Annotated in this window: 17 protein-coding genes; 8 read left to right on the plus strand and 9 right to left on the minus strand. The window is 69.5% G+C overall.

Annotated elements, in window-relative coordinates; all coding sequences use genetic code 11:
* Positions 1 to 23: 23 nt before the first annotated feature.
* Together EFY87_RS09545 and EFY87_RS09550 are read left to right on the plus strand one after the other, a co-directional pair.
* Complete coding sequence (locus tag EFY87_RS09545) at positions 24 to 1358, plus strand: PspC domain-containing protein (protein ID WP_123271251.1); 1335 nt, start codon at positions 24 to 26, stop codon at positions 1356 to 1358.
* The gene (locus EFY87_RS09550; RefSeq protein ID WP_123271252.1) at positions 1355 to 1567 is read left to right on the plus strand and encodes a hypothetical protein; all 213 of its coding nucleotides are present in this window, start codon (positions 1355 to 1357) and stop codon (positions 1565 to 1567) included. Before EFY87_RS09545 ends, EFY87_RS09550 begins: the two co-directional genes overlap by 4 nt.
* Here EFY87_RS09550 and EFY87_RS09555 read toward each other — a convergent pair.
* The gene (locus EFY87_RS09555) at positions 1533 to 2609 is read right to left on the minus strand and encodes a glycosyltransferase family 4 protein (RefSeq protein ID WP_123271253.1); all 1077 of its coding nucleotides are present in this window, start codon (positions 2607 to 2609) and stop codon (positions 1533 to 1535) included. The genes EFY87_RS09550 and EFY87_RS09555 overlap by 35 nt on opposite strands.
* A 36-nt stretch (positions 2610 to 2645) precedes the next feature.
* Here EFY87_RS09555 and EFY87_RS09560 point away from each other — a divergent pair, with 36 nt between their 5' ends.
* Both EFY87_RS09560 and EFY87_RS09565 read left to right on the plus strand, forming a co-directional pair.
* On the plus strand, positions 2646 to 3449 hold the full coding sequence (locus EFY87_RS09560; RefSeq protein WP_123271254.1) for a PIG-L deacetylase family protein: 804 nt from the start codon (positions 2646 to 2648) through the stop codon (positions 3447 to 3449).
* Positions 3446 to 4582, plus strand: a complete 1137-nt coding sequence (locus EFY87_RS09565; protein WP_123271255.1) for a lysylphosphatidylglycerol synthase transmembrane domain-containing protein — start codon at positions 3446 to 3448, stop codon at positions 4580 to 4582. The genes EFY87_RS09560 and EFY87_RS09565 overlap by 4 nt, the downstream gene beginning before the upstream one ends.
* Positions 4583 to 4596: 14 nt before the next feature.
* Here EFY87_RS09565 and EFY87_RS09570 read toward each other — a convergent pair whose 3' ends face one another.
* The 7 genes from EFY87_RS09570 to EFY87_RS09600 all read right to left on the minus strand — a co-directional run bounded on the left by EFY87_RS09570 (position 4597) and on the right by EFY87_RS09600 (position 12774).
* The gene (locus tag EFY87_RS09570; protein WP_123271256.1) at positions 4597 to 5460 is read right to left on the minus strand and encodes a phosphatase PAP2 family protein; all 864 of its coding nucleotides are present in this window, start codon (positions 5458 to 5460) and stop codon (positions 4597 to 4599) included.
* 81 nt (positions 5461 to 5541) lie between these two features.
* Positions 5542 to 7119, minus strand: a complete 1578-nt coding sequence (guaA, locus tag EFY87_RS09575) for a glutamine-hydrolyzing GMP synthase (RefSeq protein ID WP_123271257.1) — start codon at positions 7117 to 7119, stop codon at positions 5542 to 5544.
* Positions 7120 to 7142: 23 nt separating this feature from the next.
* Positions 7143 to 7529, minus strand: coding sequence for a DUF3817 domain-containing protein (locus EFY87_RS09580; RefSeq protein ID WP_158607573.1), 387 nt, complete (start codon positions 7527 to 7529; stop codon positions 7143 to 7145).
* Positions 7522 to 8313: an SURF1 family protein gene (locus EFY87_RS09585; protein WP_123271259.1), complete on the minus strand. Its 792-nt coding sequence runs from the start codon at positions 8311 to 8313 to the stop codon at positions 7522 to 7524. The genes EFY87_RS09580 and EFY87_RS09585 overlap by 8 nt, the downstream gene beginning before the upstream one ends.
* Positions 8314 to 8364: 51 nt before the next feature.
* The gene (locus tag EFY87_RS09590) at positions 8365 to 10074 is read right to left on the minus strand and encodes a GMC family oxidoreductase (RefSeq protein WP_123271260.1); all 1710 of its coding nucleotides are present in this window, start codon (positions 10072 to 10074) and stop codon (positions 8365 to 8367) included.
* Positions 10071 to 11627, minus strand: a complete 1557-nt coding sequence (locus EFY87_RS09595; protein ID WP_123271261.1) for a succinic semialdehyde dehydrogenase — start codon at positions 11625 to 11627, stop codon at positions 10071 to 10073. Before EFY87_RS09595 ends, EFY87_RS09590 begins: the two co-directional genes overlap by 4 nt.
* Positions 11628 to 11652: 25 nt before the next feature.
* On the minus strand, positions 11653 to 12774 hold the full coding sequence (locus EFY87_RS09600) for a GuaB3 family IMP dehydrogenase-related protein (RefSeq protein ID WP_245988568.1): 1122 nt from the start codon (positions 12772 to 12774) through the stop codon (positions 11653 to 11655).
* A 160-nt stretch (positions 12775 to 12934) separates the two neighbouring features.
* Between EFY87_RS09600 and EFY87_RS09605 the strand changes: the two genes are divergently transcribed.
* Positions 12935 to 13351, plus strand: coding sequence for a pyrophosphohydrolase domain-containing protein (locus EFY87_RS09605; RefSeq protein WP_123271263.1), 417 nt, complete (start codon positions 12935 to 12937; stop codon positions 13349 to 13351).
* On the opposite strand, the gene EFY87_RS09610 is transcribed toward EFY87_RS09605, so the two are convergent.
* A complete protein-coding gene (locus EFY87_RS09610; RefSeq protein ID WP_123271264.1) occupies positions 13306 to 14706 on the minus strand; it encodes an MFS transporter in 1401 nt (466 codons plus the stop codon). The genes EFY87_RS09605 and EFY87_RS09610 overlap by 46 nt on opposite strands.
* Positions 14707 to 14969: 263 nt before the next feature.
* Here EFY87_RS09610 and EFY87_RS09615 point away from each other — a divergent pair, with 263 nt between their 5' ends.
* The 3 genes from EFY87_RS09615 to EFY87_RS09625 are packed head-to-tail and all read left to right on the plus strand — an operon-like array spanning position 14970 to position 18112.
* Positions 14970 to 15863, plus strand: coding sequence for a carbohydrate ABC transporter permease (locus tag EFY87_RS09615; RefSeq protein ID WP_148043297.1), 894 nt, complete (start codon positions 14970 to 14972; stop codon positions 15861 to 15863).
* A 24-nt stretch (positions 15864 to 15887) separates the two neighbouring features.
* Positions 15888 to 17222 (plus strand): ABC transporter substrate-binding protein, encoded by a 1335-nt coding sequence (locus tag EFY87_RS09620; protein WP_123271266.1) that lies wholly within the window; start codon positions 15888 to 15890, stop codon positions 17220 to 17222.
* A complete protein-coding gene (locus EFY87_RS09625; protein ID WP_220093584.1) occupies positions 17219 to 18112 on the plus strand; it encodes a carbohydrate ABC transporter permease in 894 nt (297 codons plus the stop codon). Before EFY87_RS09620 ends, EFY87_RS09625 begins: the two co-directional genes overlap by 4 nt.

Consider the following 18112-nt stretch of genomic DNA (forward strand, 5'->3'; position numbering starts at 1 on the left):
CATACCCCGCCATCGTGGTGGGTATGACGCAGCAGACCTATCCGGGACCACAGCCGCAGCCGGTCAAGGGGTATGACGCCCTCGACCGGTTTTTCGGCGCCGCCCGCCGGCTCGGCGTGCAGCGCGACGGGGAACGCAAGTGGATCGGCGGCGTCGCGGCCGGACTCGCCCGGCGGTGGGGCGTCGACCCGCTCATCGTCCGGGCCGGTTTCATCCTGGCCAGTTGCCTCTTCGGCTTCGGCGTGCCGCTGTACTTCCTCGGCTGGGCGCTGCTGCCGGACGACCGCAGCGAGATCGCGGCCGAGAAGGCGGTGCGGCACGGTGACCTCGCGTCCATCGCGTTGTGCGTGCTCGCCGTGGTGCTGTCGTGCGGCGGTTTCGGCGCGTTCTGGTCGTTCGGACACGGCTGGGGCATGGGCGGGCAGGCCATCGTGCTGGCGGGGCTCGCCCTGGCGTTCGTCGCGTGGAACGGTCACGGACCGGGCGCCCGGCACCCGGAGGAGTCGACCAGAGAGTGGATCTCCCGGATCACCGACACCGTTCGTGCCCAACCGTGGGACAACCCGCCGCAGGGGCCGAGCGCCGGCAACCGTGCCGCAGCCGCCGGAGCCGTGGCCCGGGAAGGCAGCGGCATCGACCTGAGCAAGCAGGACGCGCCGGCGCCGCCGTGGGAACCCACGGCGCCTGCCCCGCCATTCGTCCCGGTCCGCGTCAAACGCCCCCGCCTCGGCGCCGCGCTGACCTTCACCATCCTCGGAATCTCCGTGCTGGCAGGCGCATTCACTGCGCTGGTCCTTGTCGGCACCTCCCATGGCGGCAGTGCCCTGCAAGTGGGCCTGGCCGCTGGAGCCGCCGTCGCGGCGGTCGCGCTGGTCATCGGGGGACTGGCGGGACGCCGCGGCGGTGTGCTCGGCCCGCTGGCGATGCTCGCGGCGCTGCTGGCGCTGGCCACCTCCGTGGTCGCGCCGAAGGGTATGCCGTGGACCGGCTCGATCGGTGACGAGTCCTGGCGTCCGACCACCGTCGCACAGCACAACTACGCGATGCGGATCGGCAACGGCGACCTGGACCTGCGCTCGCTCGACGTGAACTCCCTGCCCGAGCGCACCGACCTGCACGCCCGGGTGAACATCGGGCAGCTGACCATCTCGGTGCCCCGGGGCGTGACCGTCCGGGTTGCCGGCCACGCCCGCATCGGCGGCATCGAACTCGTCCGGCAGAACGCCGTCGACTCGCCGGTCAGCTCCTACGGCGGCATCGACACCCGACACACCATCACCGTCGGCGACGGCCCGAAGGTCATCGACCTGTCGGCCGAGGTCGGCACGGGCAACATCACCATCAAGGAGCCGGCATGAACACCGAGACCGGACCCCACGTGCCGACCGTCGTCCGCGGCGTGATCGTGCTGGTGCTGGCCGCCGTCGCGGTCGTATGGCGCCTGGCCGACCGGCCGGACTGGACCGTCGTCGGCATCGCCCTGGCCCTCGCGGTCGGCGTGGTGTTCCTGGCGGCAGCCGGCGTCAGCTTCCTCATCCGCCGGACGCGGCGCGCCGATATTCACTGAGCACACCCTGCACCACGTCCGGCCAGCCGAAACCGACCGGCGTCTGCCGACTGCCGGCCGAAAGCCGTTCGCGCAGTGCGGGATCCGTCGCAATGCGGGCCACCGCGGCTGCAAAACCGGCGTCGTCGGCAACGACCAGCCCGGTGGCCCCGTCCTCAACGAGTTCGCGGACCGCACTCTCCGCCCGGGTGAGCACCGGCAGCCCGGCGCAGCGCGCCTCCGCCGCCGCGATCCCGAAGGCTTCGAGCACGGCGGGGGCGGCATACACGTCCGCGTGGCAGTAGAGGTCACGCAGTGCCTCCGGGCTCAGCCGACCGGGAAGCGTGAGCCAGCCTCCCCCGCGACCCCGGAGCCGGCGCCACAGCGGACCGTCCCCGGCAACGGTCAGCCGGATGTCCGTGCCGGAGGTCTCCCGCGCCCGCCGCACCGCGTCGACCAGTTGGGCGGGGCGTTTGCGCGCAGCGAGCCGCATCGCGCTGACCACGTGCACCGGGCCGGAGCGCTGCGGCCGCTCCCCCGCTGACCAGAACGACGTGTCGATGCCGTTCGGGACGATCGCCACCGGCGAGCCCGTGACCCGCTCGAGTGGCGCCGCCGCGACGGCGGACACCGCCGAGAGCGCGGCGCCGCGTCGCGCCCACCGGGCGGCATACCCGAGGGCACGCACGAGCGGCTCGGAATGGCCGGTGACGCTGTGCCAGGTCGCCGCGACCGGAAGACCCGCGTCCAGCGCGACCCCCACACCGTCCATCGCAAACGGGCTGACAACTCCGAGTTGCGCATGCGCGACGTCGAAGTCGCTGCGCTGCAACGTCTTTCGCAGTGAGTAGCGTGCCGCGGGGTTGATCAGCAGCCCGCCGGGAAGCTCCCGGCGCAGGCCGAGCCGGTGCACCGGGATCGGGCCGTCCGCCGGACCGGGCGTGATGGTGAACACCTCGACGGCGTGCCCCGCGGCGACCAGGGCCCGGGCCAGGCCGTGCACCTGGGTCTCGATGCCCCCGAGTCTGGGCGGATAGCAATCCGACAGCAGCGCGACCTTCATCGATCCCCAAGAGTGCCATGGGGGAGGATGGGGCCGATGCCCCACACCCTGGTCGCGTTCCACGCGCACCCCGACGACGAAGCGCTGCTCACGGCCGGCACCCTGGCCAAGGCGGCTGCTGCCGGGCACCGCGTCGTCCTCGTAGTGGCCACCGACGGGGCGCTCGGCCTGACGTCCGGCGACTTCCGGGACGGCCTCGGCGCCCGCCGGCTGCACGAGCTGCAGCGCAGTGCGGCCGCGATGGGAGTGGCTCGCGTCATACACCTGGGGTATGCCGACTCCGGCATGGTCGGCGCCATACCACCGGACCTGCCCGGCAGCCGGCGCTTCGTGCGCGCGACCGCCGCCCCCGGTCTGCTCGCCGACATCCTGCGGGCCGAGCACGCCGACGTGCTGATGACGTATGACGCCGCCGGCGGCTACGGCCACCGCGATCACGTCAAGGTGCACCAGGTCGGCGCGGAGGCGGCCCGGCTGGCGGGGACACCGCGCGTCGTCGAGGCGACCGTTCCGCGTGAGCTGCTCAGCCGGACCGTGCGGTTCGTGTCCCGGTTCTACCGGTTCCCCAGCAATTTCGACCTGGGGGTCTACGAGCGTGCCTTCACGCCGCGTGCGCAGATCACCCACCGCATCGACGTGCGGCACCAGATCGCCCAGAAGCGCGCGGCCATGGCGGCACACGCCTCCCAGGCGGCGGCCGACGACGGAGCCGACCGCACGCTGAGCCTGTTCTTGAAGATCCCGCGGCCAATTTATGATGTTGTCTTCGGAAGGGAATGGTTTCGCGATCCCGCGCACACCGGCCCGATCAGTGACGACATCTTCTCGGGGTTGGCATGAAGAGCGAGAAACGTGCGCAGGACCGCACGGTCGAGCTCGATGACATCGTCGCGGACAACAACCTGGCGGGCGATGACGACGGCGAGACGCCCGTCATGCCGAAGTTCAGCCCCCGGCTGGCGATCCACGCCTCGCTCGGCATCGTGCTCGCCGGTGTCATCATCGCCTCGCTCCCCTGGTTCACCCACACCTCGTGGGCCAAGATCGGCCATCACCTCGACCTGATGGGTCCGCAGGCGGCACTCGAATGCATGGGCATCATGCTGCTGGGCCTGGCTGTCTACACCTTCACGCTGTCCGCGGCGCTGCCCGGGCTGTCCCACCTGAAGGCGTCCATCATCAACGTTTCCGGTTCGGCGGTCAGCAATGTGCTGCCTGGCGGCGGCGCCGTCGGAATGGCGTCGACCTACATGATGCTGCGTTCCTGGGGTTTCGCCCGCCGCAACATCTCCACCGGCCTGATCGTCAGCGGCATCTGGAACGTCCTCTTCCGCGTCGGCATGCCGCTCGCCGGCATCGCAGCGGTGTCCCAGTCGACCGACGCCATGCCGTCGATCGTCCGGCGCGGTGCCTGGTGGGGCGGCGTGATCGGGTTGCTGCTGCTGATCGGCTTCGTCGTCGCGCTCAGCCGCCCCCAGTGGACGGCGTGGCTCGGCGACCAGCTGGACGAGCGGGTCGGTCCGCTGCTCGCCCGCATGCGCCGCGGTGACAATAAGGGCACACCGCTGCACATCAAGCACCTCCTGCTCGACCAGCGAGCACGCATCAGCACGGTGACCAAGCACGGCTGGTTCCCGATGTCGCTGGGCGTGATCGGTCAGCTCGGCCTGTGGTTCCTGCTCTTCTGGCGGGTGATGGCGGCCGTGCACGTCGACCTTCCGGTGGCCGACCTCTTCGCGGCATACGCCATCAGCCGGCTGATGACCGCGATCCCGTTCACGCCCGGCGGACTCGGCTTCACCGAAGCGAGTGCGGCGGTCGTGCTCACCTTCTGGGGCGCCAACCCACCTGCGGTAGCGGCGGGCGTGCTGATCTTCGCGCTCTTCACGCACATCGCCGAGATCCCGCTCGGCGCGTTCGGCTGGCTCGCCTGGTGGGCGATGCCCAAGGTCGGCGCACCTTCGACCGGATAGCGGTTGGCGCGGGGTCAGGCGACCCAGCGGTCGACGGCCGACGACACCCAGGCGACCACGATGCCGAACATCGCGCCCATCAGGCCGAGCGCGAAGATCGCACGCGGCAGGTCGTGGAAGCCGAAGCTGGGCCGCACGCCGATCGCCACGAAGACGACGCCCGCGAAGACGACACCGGCCACCGACGCCAGCCACAGCGCGTGCGCCTGCCGGCCCCGGTGCCGGCGCCGCTGCAGGCCCCCCGCGATGGCGAGCGCGACGGCTGCCCAGCCCAGACAGACCATTCCCGCAGCGAGCACGTCGCCCGGCCGGTGCCAGTGCGCGGCGACCGTGCCCGCGCCGATGAACGTCGCGAGGGCCGCCGCCCCTGCCGTGACCAGCGGGCGCCAGCGGTATGGCGCCACGACCACGGCGGCGAGCGCGAGCGACAGACCCACCGTCGTGTGCCCGCTCGGCAGCGAGTTCTGCTGCGCCACCGACTGCAGGACATGGTGTTTCAGCACCTGGGTGGTCAGGTTGGCGCCCGCGATGAGCACGCCGGCCGCGGCCGCCACGGCCCAGCGGCGCTGCGCCATCGCCACGACGACACACGCCAGCAGCGCGATCGCGACCCCGGCGTCGGTCACCAGGCCGAGCACGTCCATCAGCCGTGACCAGCCTGCCGATGTCACCCCGAGTGATTCCATCAGCCGCTGATCCCGGGCGAACCCGGTCGTGGAATATATGGCGTAGCGCACGACCACCACGAGACCGGCGCCCGCAGCCGTCGCCATCAGGACGGCGTGCAACCAGATCTGCCACCGGTCCAGCTGCGACGGGCGCGATTCCACCGGTGCCGGCGCGATGCGTTCGCGGATCGGCAGGGGAGTGGTCAGCACTCGATCATCCTCGGCCGGCCGCCCGTGGGTCCGCCAGTGCCGGGATGTGTGATCGCTGTGGATCCTGCTCACTGCCGGCGATCACTCCCACTCGATGGTGCCCGGGGGTTTGCTGGTCACGTCGAGCACGACCCGGTTGACGTCGGGCACCTCGTTGGTGATGCGCCCGGAGATGCGAGCCAGCACGTCATACGGCAGGCGGGTCCAGTCGGCGGTCATGGCGTCCTCGGAGGACACCGGGCGCAGCACGATCGGGTGGCCGTAGGTGCGACCGTCGCCCTGCACGCCGACCGATCGCACGTCGGCGAGCAGCACCACCGGGCACTGCCAGATCTCGCGGTCCAGACCCGCGGCGGTCAGCTCCTCGCGCGCGATCCGGTCCGCCGCACGCAGGATGGCCAGCCGCTCGGCGGTCACTTCGCCGACGATGCGGATGCCGAGGCCCGGCCCGGGGAACGGCTGGCGGTAGACGATCTTCTCCGGCAGCCCGAGCTCCAGCCCGACCTGGCGGACCTCGTCCTTGAAGAGCAGCCGCAACGGTTCGACCAGCCGGAACTGGATGTCGTCCGGCAGTCCGCCGACGTTGTGGTGACTCTTGATGTTCGCCGTGCCGGTGCCGCCACCGGATTCCACGACATCCGGGTAGAGCGTGCCCTGCACCAGCCACTTCACCGGGTGCTGGTCGTCCCCGCGGTCGGCGACGATGTCGCGCGCGGTCTGCTCGAAGATCCGGATGAACTGCTCGCCGATGATCTTGCGCTTGCGCTCGGGGTCGGTGACACCGGCGAGCTGGGTGAGATAGCGGTCTGCGGCGTCGACCACGACCAGGTCGGCCCCGGTCAGCTCGACGAAGTCCTCGCGCACCTGCTCGGCCTCGCCGTCGCGCAGCAGCCCGTGGTCGACGAAGACGCAGGTGAGCTGGTCGCCGATGGCACGCTGCACCAGGGCCGCGGCGACCATCGAGTCGACTCCCCCGGAGAGGGCACAGATCGCCCGGTCGGTGCCGACCTGCTCGCGGACACCGTCGACGAGCTCCTCGACCATCGCCTTCGGTGTCCAGTCGGCGGCGAGACCGGCGCCGCGCAGCAGGAAGTTCTCCAGCACGCGCTGCCCGAAGGTCGAGTGCATGACCTCCGGATGCCATTGCACGCCATACAGTTTCCGCTCGTCGTCCTCGACGGCGGCGACGGCCGCGCCCGGGGTGGTCGCCGTGACCCGCAGCCCCTCGGGCGCCTTCGACGCCGAGTCGCCGTGACTCATCCAGACGGACTGCTCGGCCGGCTGGCCGTTGAAGAGGGTGGAGCCGGTGTCCTCGATCTGCGCCTGGGTCGCGCCGTATTCGCGCAGCCCGGTGTGCTCGACCGAGCCGCCGAGCGCGCGGACCATCGCCTGGAAGCCGTAGCAGATGCCGAAGACGGGCACGCCCGCCTCCAGCAGAGCAGGGTCCAGGGACGGGGCGCCCTCGGCATACACGGAGGAGGGACCGCCGGACAGCACGATGGCTGCCGGGTTCTTGGCGAGCATCTCGCCGGCCGGCATCGTGTGCGGCACGACTTCGCTGTAAAGCTGTGCCTCCCGGACGCGGCGGGCGATCAGTTGCGCGTACTGGGCGCCGAAATCGACGACGAGGACGGGCTTTTCGGTGAGCGGCGCTGTCACTCGACCAATTCTATCGGCCGCGCCTACCGCTCGCGCTGCGCCCGCTCGAGCAGGGCGCCGACGGCACCGCCGACGTGGTGCTCCAGCCAGAAGGACAGCACAGGGACGAACGCCGTGCAGATGTAGCCGACCATGCGCATCGCGCTCCAGCGCAGCTTGGTCCCGAGGTTGTAGACCGAGATCATGAAGACGATGAAGAGCACGCCGTGGATCGGCGACCACCAGGACATCGCCTCGTTGTGGAAGCCGTAGTGCAGCACCAGCTCGACGCACAGGATCAGCAGTGCGACACCGGCGATGATCGCCATCACCCGGAAGAACTTCAGCGCGGTCGCCACCTTGGCCAGGTCGTCGGTGGGGCGCAACTCCCCGGCGGGCGTGGCGAGCACCTGGGTCTCGGTCTCAGACATGACTTCCTTCAGTCGTGGGTATGGCGGGGGCTGATCCCGCTTGATTGTCCGCCTCGGCGGCACCGGGCCGCAGCTCGGGGTGCGCCTCACGGCGCAGCTCGCGGAAGTAGATGAAGATCGCGAACACCGCGAAACTCCACCACTGGAGCGCATATCCGAGGTTGACGAGGCTGAGTCCGCTGCTTCCCGGGGTGGGCGGCGGGAACGGCTGCACGCCCGGCGAGGTCAGCACCGGCTGCTCGGCGGTGAGGAAGACGAACCCGTTGTAGATGTTGCCGCCCCACTTGGTCAGCAACGCCGCCAGGTCGACGGTGGACAGCTGACCGGGCGGCGGATTGTTCGCCGACGGCGCCTCACCGGGTGCCAGTGCGCCGGTGACCGTGACCGGTGTCGCCGGGGGCCGGGTCGCATCCGCAGGCCGGGGCACGAAGCCGCGCACGACCGGGATGCGGGCACCGGTGCCGTCGACGACAACCGGGGTCACCACCCAGAAGCCCGTCACGCCATGCAGGACCCGGCCGCTGACCAGCACCTGACCGCTCGGGTCGTAGTGGCCCTGGAAGCGCACGGGCTGCAGCGAACCGTCGGACGGGAAGGTCTGCTGCGGTTTCAGCTCCTGGTTGAGCGACACGACCGGCCGGTGGATGCTGTCGGTCATCGCCTTCGACCCGTTGTCCTGCGCGACGCCCCACTGCCACAGCCCGGCAATCACGCAGCCGATGAAGAACGCCACGGTCAGCGCCAGCAGCCCCAGCATGCGAGGGCGGAACGCGGCACGAAACACCCCAGCAGGATACGTCGCGGACCCTGGCCGCCCGCTGCACGCCCGGTGATCTCAGGCGGACACGAGCCGCGGCATACCCAGGTCGACGCCGGGCACGCGGGCCCGCGGGGTGTCGAGCCGCCGGTATGGCGCACCCTGCTCCGGTCGTTCGTCGGCGGCGCCCTTGACCGGCCACATCGCGATCGCCCGCTCGGCCTGCGCGGTGATCGTCAGCGACGGGTTGACGCCGAGGTTCGCCGAGACGGCCGAGCCGTCGACCACGTGCAGGGCGGGGTAGTTCCATACCCGGTGATAGGGATCGATGACGCCGTGCTCCGGGTCCGCCGCGATCGCCACGCCGCCCAGGAAGTGTGCCGTCATCGGCATCCCGAAGAACTCCGGCCAGCAGCCGCCCGCGACGACGTCGACCTTGCCGATCTTCGCGAGCTGTGCCGAGATTGCCTGAATCGCCTTGTGCCCCGCGGGAATCCAGCGCGGGTTGGGTTCGCCATACCCCTGCTGGGTGGTCAGCCGGATGCGTCCCAGCCTCCGCCGGGGGCGCACCGTGATCGAGTTGTCGATGCTCTGCATCACCAGCGCGATGATGGTGCGCTCGCTCCACCGCGGGCCCAGCACCCGGGCCGCGGTCAGCGGCGCCCGGCCGGCCTGCGCGAGCAGTTGCACCGTGCGGCCGACGGGACCCTTGTCGCCGTTGACCAGGTAGGTGGACATCAGGCCCATCAGGTTGGAGCCCTTGCCGTAGCGGACGTTCTCGATGTGCGTGCGCTCGTCGATGTGGAACGACGTGGTGATCGCAACCCCGCGGGTCAGGTCGACGCCGTCGGGGACGCTGACCGCTGCCGCTCCCCCGAGCTCCTCGGAGTTGGTGCGGGTGAGTTCGCCGAGGGTGTCCGACAGGCGCGGCAGCCGCCCGGTGACCTTCATGCGGTGCAGCAGGTTCTGCGTGCCCCAGGTGCCGGCGGCGACCACCACGTGGGCGGCGGTCACCGAGCGCCGGTCCTTGGCGACCCAGGCGCCGGTGCGTTCGGTGGTGATCCGGAAGCCGGTGCCGGCCGGTTCCGGGCCCACCGGCTCCAGCTCGACCACGGTCCGCAGCGGCTCGATAGTGACACCGCGGCGCTCCGCGAGCGCGAGGTAGTTCTTCATCAGGGTGTTCTTCGCACCGACCCGGCACCCGACCATGCAGTTGCCGCACTCGGTGCACCCGGTGCGGGCCGGGCCTTCGCCGCCGAAGAACGGGTCGGGCACGGTCTCACCGGCTGTGCCGAAGAAGACGCCGACCGGGGTCTTGCGGAAGGTCGAGCCCACGCCCAGGGAGTTGGCGGTCTCCTTCATCAGCGTCTCGACCGGCCCGGTACACGGGTTCTGGTCGACGACGCCGAGCATGGAGCGCGCGACCTCGTAGTGCGGGCTGAGCTCGGCATCCCAGTCGGTGATGTGTCCCCATTGCTGATCGCCGAAGAACTCCGGCGGCGGCTTGTAGAGGGTGTTGGCGTAGTTGAGCGAGCCACCGCCGACTCCTGCGCCGGCGAGGATCATCACCCCGGGCAGCTGGTGGTAGCGCTGCACGCCGAAGCACTTCAGCCGCGGCGCCCACAGATACTTGCGCACGTCCCACGAGGTCTTGGCGAAGTCGTCGTCCTCGAAGCGGCGGCCGGACTCGAAGACGTGGACGTCATACCCCTTCTCGGCGAGACGTAGCGCCGCGACGGAGCCGCCGAACCCGGACCCGATGACGACCACGTCGTGATCGAACGTCATGACAGGCGCATCCCCTTCATGGCCCGCATACCGCGCGCCATCGACCGCGCCCAGACTTTCTCGGGGACACCTCTGGGAACCCGGAAGGGGGTGCCTCGCTGCACCGAAATGTTCTGTGACTCGGTGTATTTCAGGATGCCTTCGGACCCGTGCCGCCGGCCGAGCCCCGAGTCGCCCATGCCGCCCATCGGCGAGCCGTTGCTGCCCCACGCCGCGATGTAGCCCTCGTTGACGTTGACGGTGCCGCACCGGATCTGCGACGCGAGGTGCTTGCCGCGTGTCGTGTCGCGGCTCCACACCGAAGCGTTCAGCCCGTAGTTGGTGTCGTTCGCCAGCGCGATCGCCTCGTCGTCACCGCTGACCCGGTAGACGGCGACCACCGGGCCGAACGTCTCCCCCATCCGGCAGTCCATCGTGGCCGTCACGCCGTCCAGCACGGTGGGTTCGTAGAAGTACGGCCCGATGTCGGGCCGGGCGTGCCCGCCCGCGAGGACGGTCGCACCCTTGGCGCGGGCGTCCTCGACGTGCTGGGTCACCCGGTCCAGTTGTTCCGGCGAGATGAGCGAGCCCATGTCGACTCCCCATGCCAGGTCCGCGCCGAGCGTCATCCGGTCCACCCGGCCGAGGAAGATCTTCAGGAAGTCCTCGGCGATGCGCTCGTGCAGGATCAGCCGCTCGATCGAGATGCACAGCTGACCGGCCGAGGAGAAGCAGGACCGCACCGCGCTCTCGGCGGCATGGCGCAGGTTCGCATCGTCGGCGACATACATCGCGTTCTTGCCGCCGAGCTCCAGCGACGCCCCGACCAGCCGGGATGCGGCGCGCTCGGCGACCGTGCGTCCGGTGGCGGTCGAGCCGGTGTACATCACGTAGTCGGCGCGGTCGAGCACCGCCTCGCCGATCGTCGGCCCGGGGCCGAGGACGACCTGCAGCACGTCGCGCGGCAACCCGGCTTGGTCGAGCAACTCCACCGCGCGCAGGGCGGTGAGCGCGGCCTTCTCGTCGGGGCGCAGCACCACCGAGTTGCCGGCGATCAGGGCGGGCAGCGCGTCGGTGATCGACATCGACAGCGGGTAGTTCCAGGGGCCGACCACGCCGATCACCCCGCGTGGCTGGTGCAGCACGGTCGACTGCGTCAGCCCCGGTATGGCGCCCAGGTGCCGTCGCGGTCGCAAGTAGTCGGGGGCCTTGCGCCCGTAGTGGCGGCAGACGCCCGCAACGTCCAGCACCTCCTCGAACGCGTGCCGGCGGGCCTTGCCCGACTCCAGCTGGATCAGGTCGAGCAGCTCGTCCTGGTGGGCCAGGACCAGATCGTGAAAGCGCAGCAGGATCTTCGCGCGGTCGCCCACCGCGCGAGCGGCCCAGCGGGCTTGCGCGGCACGAGCTGCGTCATACGCCTGCCGGACGTCGGTCTCGGTCGAGACCGGCAGGGTCGCGATCACCCCGCCGGTGAACGGGGTCAGGCAGTCGAAATGCTCGGCGCCGGCAGCCGCCCGCACGCGTCGGGCAAGCCGGGACGGCAGCGTGGGATCGACGGTGTGCTGATCGGTCATTACTCAAGAGTAACCTTCGTCACAGTCAGCTGCGCTGGTATGGCGCAACGACTGCTTCGACGCGCTGGAACTCCTTCAGGTCCGAGTACCCGGTGGTCGCCATCGAGCGGCGCAGCGCACCGATCAGGTTCGTGGTGCCGTCCGCGGTCTGTGCCGGGCCGGTCAGGATCTGCGCCAGCGTCCCGACCGTGCCGACCTCCACGCGCTCCCCACGGGGCAGATGCTCGTGGTGGGCCTCACTGCCCCAGTGGAACCCGTGCCCGGGCGCGTCGGTAGAGCGGGCGAGCGACGCACCGAGCATCACTGCGTCGGCACCGCACGCGAATGCCTTGACGATGTCGCCGGACAGGCCCATGCCGCCGTCGGCGATGACGTGCACGTAACGGCCGCCGGTCTCGTCCATGTAGTCCCGGCGCGCCGCGGCCACGTCGGCGACCGCGGTTGCCATCGGCACGTGGATCCCCAGCGCGCGCCGGGTCGTGTGCGCCGCGCCCCCGCCGAACCCGACGAGCACCCCGGCCGCGCCGGTGCGCATCAGGTGCAGCGCGGCCGTGTAGGTCGCCACGCCGCCGACGATCACGGGAACGTCGAGCTCGTAGATGAACCGCTTCAGGTTCAGCGGCTCGGCGCGGCCGCTCACGTGCTCGGCCGACACCGTCGTGCCGCGGATGACGAACAGATCGACGCCCGCGTCGACCACGGTCTTCCAGTGCTCCTGGGTCCGCTGCGGCGACAGCGCACCGGCAGTGGTCACCCCGGCGTCGCGAATCTCCTTCAGCCGCAACGTGATCAGGTCAGGACGGATCGGTTCGCGATAGATCTCCTGCATCCGCGAGATGGCTCGCTCGGGATCGAGCGACGCGATCTCGTGCAGCAGCGGCTCGGGGTTCTCGTAGCGGGTCCACAACCCCTCGAGGTCGAGCACCGGCAGCCCGCCGAGCTTGCCCAGCTCGATCGCGGACGCGGGGCTCATCACCGAGTCCATCGGCGCGGCGACCACCGGCAACTCGAAGTGGTAGGCGTCGATCTGCCAGCCCACCGACACGTCCTGCGGGTCCCGCGTGCGCCGCGACGGCACGATCGCGATGTCGTCGAAGGAGTATGCGCGGCGCCCCCGCTTGCCTCGGCCGATCTCGATCTCAGTCACGGGCAGCAGGCTACCGGCCGCTGCCCGGCCGGCGCCGTGAGGACCGCCCACCGATCGAGCGGCACACCAATGCATTGAGCGGCACACAAACTCACCCCGAATACGTGGTCCGCTCGTGACGTTAGTGTGCCGCTCGATCTGCAGGTGCCAAGCTGCCGGTATGACGACGTCGAACTTCGAGCGGGTCCGAGACTTCCACGACGCACTCGGCGACGACTATCCGACCGTCCCGACGGTGCCGTCGCCGGCGCTGCTGGCGCTCCGTCAGCGCCTGGTCGACGAAGAACACGCCGAGGTCGCGGAGGCCGCGCGGGATCTCGCGGCCCAACTCACCGACGGCGGGCCGCTCGAACCGACGCACCTCGCCCCTCTGGCGCACGAGCTGGTGGACCTGCTCTACGTCACGTATGGCGCCCTCGCTGCGCTCGGGATTCCCGCGGATGCCGCGTTTGCCGAAGTGCACCGGGCCAACCTCTCCAAGGTCGGCGGCCCGCGCCGCGCCGATGGGAAGGTGCTGAAGCCGGACGGATTTCAGCCTGCGTCGCTGGCCTCGGTGATCGCGACCAGCGCCCGCTGAGTTCCGCCGGCCGTGCCGGGCGCGAGGCGCCGCGAGACGAGAGTGCCGAGCAGTGCGGTGAGCAGCGCGAGCACGAGTCCGCTGACGAAGGCGAGCACCTCCGAGTGCGTGCCGAGCGCGCTGAAGACGATCCCGGACACGGCGAGCAGCACCGAGGTGGTGAGGGTCTCGCCGGTCTGCAAGGCGGAGGAGTTGCGTCCTTGCTCTTCCGGCGCCGACATACCCATCAGCAGGACTGTGAGGGGCGAGTAGGCGAGCCCGATGCCGCTGCCGCCGATCAGCCACGCGACGTACAGCAGCACGCCTGGGGTCGCCGGCCAGGCGGATGCGATCGCTCCGGCAATGCCGATCGACAGCAATACCAGGCCGATTCGCACAACACGCCGCTGTTGCTCAGCGGTCTTCATCCGGCCTGCGAACCACGCTCCGACGAACCACGACGTCGCGCCGACGGTCAGCACCAAGCCGGCCTCGGTGGCGGTCATACCGTGCTGGCGAGTCAGCATCAGCGGCAGGTAGACGTCGGCACCGGAGAAGGCCGAGCCCAGCAACGCACGTGTCGCGACGATCGCAGGCATGCCCCGCGCGGCCCGGACCGTGCCGCGCGGCACCAGCCGGGGCGCGAACCACACCAGCAGCGCGACGCCGATCGCCGCGGCGATGACCACGATCACGCCCGGCTGATCGGCCGCGACCGACAGCACGGCCGCCCCGACTGCTGCGCCGACCGCGGCGATCCAGCGACGGCGCACCACGCTCGCCTCCTCCCGCGAACCCTCCGGCGGCGGGAGCCTGCGCATCACCGGCAGCAGCAGCGCAAGCGCCGGAAGAGCAGCCGCGGCGGCGAGCCAGAAGACCCACCGCCAGTGACCTTCCGTCGCAAGGTAGCCAGCGACCGGAGGTCCGAACAGCGACGGCGCCACCCACGCCCCCGACGTGCCGACGAACACCTTGGGCCGCAACTGCGCGGGAAACGCCGCAGCGATCAGCACGTAGAGCGCGACCACGTTGAGCCCGCCCCCAAGACTCTGCACGGTCCGGCCGAGCACCAGCACCGGCATCGAAGCGGCGCCGCCGGCGATGACCAATCCGCCGACGAAAAGTGCTGTTCCCGTCAGGATCACGACCTTTGAGCCGGCCCAGTCAGCCCACGTGCCGGCGATCACCATCCCGACCACCGATGCCGCCATCGGGATCGCGAACGCGACCGGATAGATGCCCAGACCGTGCAGTTGACGTGCGACGGTCGGCATGGCCGTGGACACCGCGATCTGTTCGAACGCCACGAGCCCGACGAGCAGCACGGAGCCCGCGAGCGCCATCCGGCGCAGCGGGGTCCACGGACTGTCGGTCACCAGCAGAACGCTACGACGTGAAGCGGACTTCACCTCAACCGTTGCCGGAGTCCCACGGCGCTACACCAAGTGGACCCATCTTGTTACCTCACTTGTCACCATCGCGTCACCGAAAGGTGTCATCCTGAAATCTTGCGCGCGAGCCGGTGACTCCCGGTGAGCGACGTGAGTACCGGAAAGGCCATCACTCTCGTCATGAGTGAGCGCAGCGAGCGATCGATCTTGCCGGCGAACGGCAGCACCCGCCGGAGGAGGGGACTGCCGTGAGTGTTGCCGCGCGTCGTCCCCGTCGGGCGATGAATTCGCCGATCGCCTACTTCTTCGTCCTGCCGGCGCTGGTGATCTTCTTCGTCTTCACCATCGCGCCGACGCTCTACACCGCGTTCATCTCGTTGTTCAACTGGAATCCGCTGAACATCTCGCAGAGCAAGTTCATCGGGCTGAGCAACTACAAGAACGCCTTCGCCGGCCAGGCCAACCCCTCGTTCTGGGACACCGCCAAGACCTCGGCATACTTCGTCGTTGCCATGGTGGTGCTCGGGCCACTGCTCGCGCTGCTCATCGCGCTGCTGCTGCAGCGTGGCGGGCGGCTGATGTCGGCGGCACGCACCGCCACATTCCTCCCGAACGTCACCCCGCTCGTGGCGACGTCACTGGTGTGGATGTGGATCTTCAACGGCCAGTTCGGCCTGGCCAATCAGGTCCTGAAGGTCTTCGGGATCGGCGGTCCGAACTGGTTGGAGAGCAATACCTGGGCGATGCCCGTGGTCATCTTCGTGTCGCTCTGGCACGAACTCGGGTTCATCGCGATCATCATCCTGGGCGGGCTGACCACCATGTCCTCCGAACTCTCCGAGGCCGCCAAGGTCGACGGCTGCAACGTCTTCCAGGAATTCATCCACATCACGTTGCCGCAGCTGCGTCCGGTGATGTTCTTCGTCGTCGTGATCAGCACGATCTCGTCGCTGCAGGCGTTCACGCAGTTCTACACGATGACTCAAGGCAACTTCGGCACCAGCACGTTGAGCTACGAGATCTACTACCAGGCCTTCGTCGTCTATCACACCGGGTATGCCGCGGCCCTGGCCATCGTGCTCCTCGTCATCACCGCGGTGCTGTCCATCCTCCAGTTCGTCCTGAATCGCACTCGCGACTGACACCCACCAGTAAGGGGAAAGATCATGTCCAACAACACAACTCGCCGTCGCAGCGTCAAGCTGCTGACCGCAGTCGCCGCCCTCGGGCTGGTCGGCGTCACCGCAGCGTGCGGGTCGACCGGCAGCGGCGGATCCAGCGGTGGAGGCGGGACCAAGGCCGGTAGCAACGGCGGCGGCAAGACCACCATCACCTTCATGGAAGCGATGTCCAGTGGTGCGCTCAAGCCCGCCATGCAGGCCCAGGTCGCGGCGTTCGAGAAGAAGAACCCGAACATCGTCGTCAACCTGGAGCCGTACGCCGACTACGGCACACTCACTGCGAAGCTGAAGGCCGCCACGTCGGCCGGTGACCCGCCGACGCTGGCCCAGGTCTACTCCAGCGATGCCGCAGCGTTCGCCTCCAGCAAGGTCATCATGCCGCTGGACTCCTTCCCGAACGAGGCCAGCACAGCGAGCACGTTCTACAAGGGCATCCAGAACGACCTGAAGCTGTCCGACGGCAAGACCTGGATGTGGCCCTTCGCGAAGTCGACGGTGATCATGTACTACAACACTGCGATGCTGAAGTCAGCCGGCCAGCCGGTGCCGACCACCTGGGATCAGTTCGCAACGGTCGCCAAGGCGGTGTCCACGAAGGGCGTCACGGCGATCTCGATCGACCCGGGCAGCAGCAGCGCTCCGGCCGGCGGCACCGCATGGTTCGAGATCCTCTGCCAGGCCAACGGAACACCTGCCTGGACCGCGGACGGCAAGCCGCAGTTCGACTCGCCCGCGGCCGTGAAGGCGCTGACCTACCTGGTCGACCTGAAGAAGGCCGGCGCGCTCGCCATCGGCAGCAACTATCCGGGCCAGATCGCGCTGGGTGCCCAGAAGGGTGCCTTCGACATCTCCAGCGTCGCGTCGTACTACTACAACAGTGCGGCCGTCGGGAAGAAGTTCGTCATGGGCACCGCCGCGTTGCCCACCGGTCCGTCGGGGCCGGCCAACCAGCTGGCCGGAGGCAACGTGGTGATGTTCGCCAAGGCCAGCAAGGCGCAGCAGGACGCCGCCTGGAAGTTCCTGAGCTTCATGACCACCCCGGCGCAGCAGGCTGCCTGGTCGACAGCCAGCGGTTACCTGCCGGTGACCTCCCAAGCGCTGCCGCTGATGAGCAGCTTCCTGAAGTCGCACCCGTATCAGAAGTTCGCCGCCGAGTCGCTGGAGTGGGCGCAGGACACCCCGCCGTACGCCTCGGTCTCGGAGACGCAAGGTGACCTGGCACTCGGCCTGCAGGCCGCGCTCGGCAACGGCAAGGACCCGGCCGCCGCGTTGAAGACGGCACAGGCGAACGCGATGAAGCACATGAACGGGGCGCAGTGACCGGCACCACTTTGCCGGGCAGCACCCGACGACTGCCCGGACGGCGCGCCACGCGCCGCCCGGGCACGTCGACGACCGGTCGCGTCGTCCGGCTCGTCGTGGCAGCGCTGGTCGGTCTTGCCTTCATCGCGCCGCTCTACTGGGTGTTCGTGACGTCGACACTGAATACGTCGCAGGCGTACTCGTTCTCCTGGGCTTCGCTCGTCCCGCACCCGAACTTCAGCAACTACGACCGTGCCTGGCACATGGCCCCGTGGGAGCGGTTCTTCACCAACACGATCTTCATCGCCGTGTGCACCGTCGTGCTGGCGCTGCTCACCTCACTGCTCGCCGGCTTCGCGTTCTCGGTGATGCGCTTCCGGGGACGCGGCGCGCTCTTCGGGCTGGTGCTGTCGGTGATGATGGTCCCGCAGAGCGTGCTGTTGATCCCGGACTACATCATCGCCCAGCACCTGCACCTGCTGAACACCTACTGGATCCAGATCCTGCCTTTCGGCGCAAGCGTTTTCGGCATCTTCCTGGTGCGGCAGTTCTTCCTGAACGTGCCCAAGGAGCTCTTCGAGGCCGCAGAACTCGACGGCTGCGGCCCGTTGCGGATCCTTTTCTGGGTGGGTCTGCCGATGGTGCGCCCGGCCTTGCTGGTGCTCGGCCTGAACGTCCTGATGGGTTCGTGGAACGCGTTCCTGTGGCCGTATGTCATGACGTCATCGAATGCCGTGCGACCGATCGAGGTCGGTCTGTCGGTGTTCTCCAGCACCAACGGCACCGACTACACCGGCCTGTGCGCGAGCGTCTCGTTCACGACCATCCCGGTCCTCGTGGTCTTCCTGCTGCTGCAGAAGCAGTTCATCACCGGCGCGTTCTCGGCGGCCGGTGGCGTTCGTGGCTGA

The sequence above is a fragment of the Flexivirga caeni genome, assembly GCF_003724155.1.
Classification (GTDB): domain Bacteria; phylum Actinomycetota; class Actinomycetes; order Actinomycetales; family Dermatophilaceae; genus Flexivirga; species Flexivirga caeni.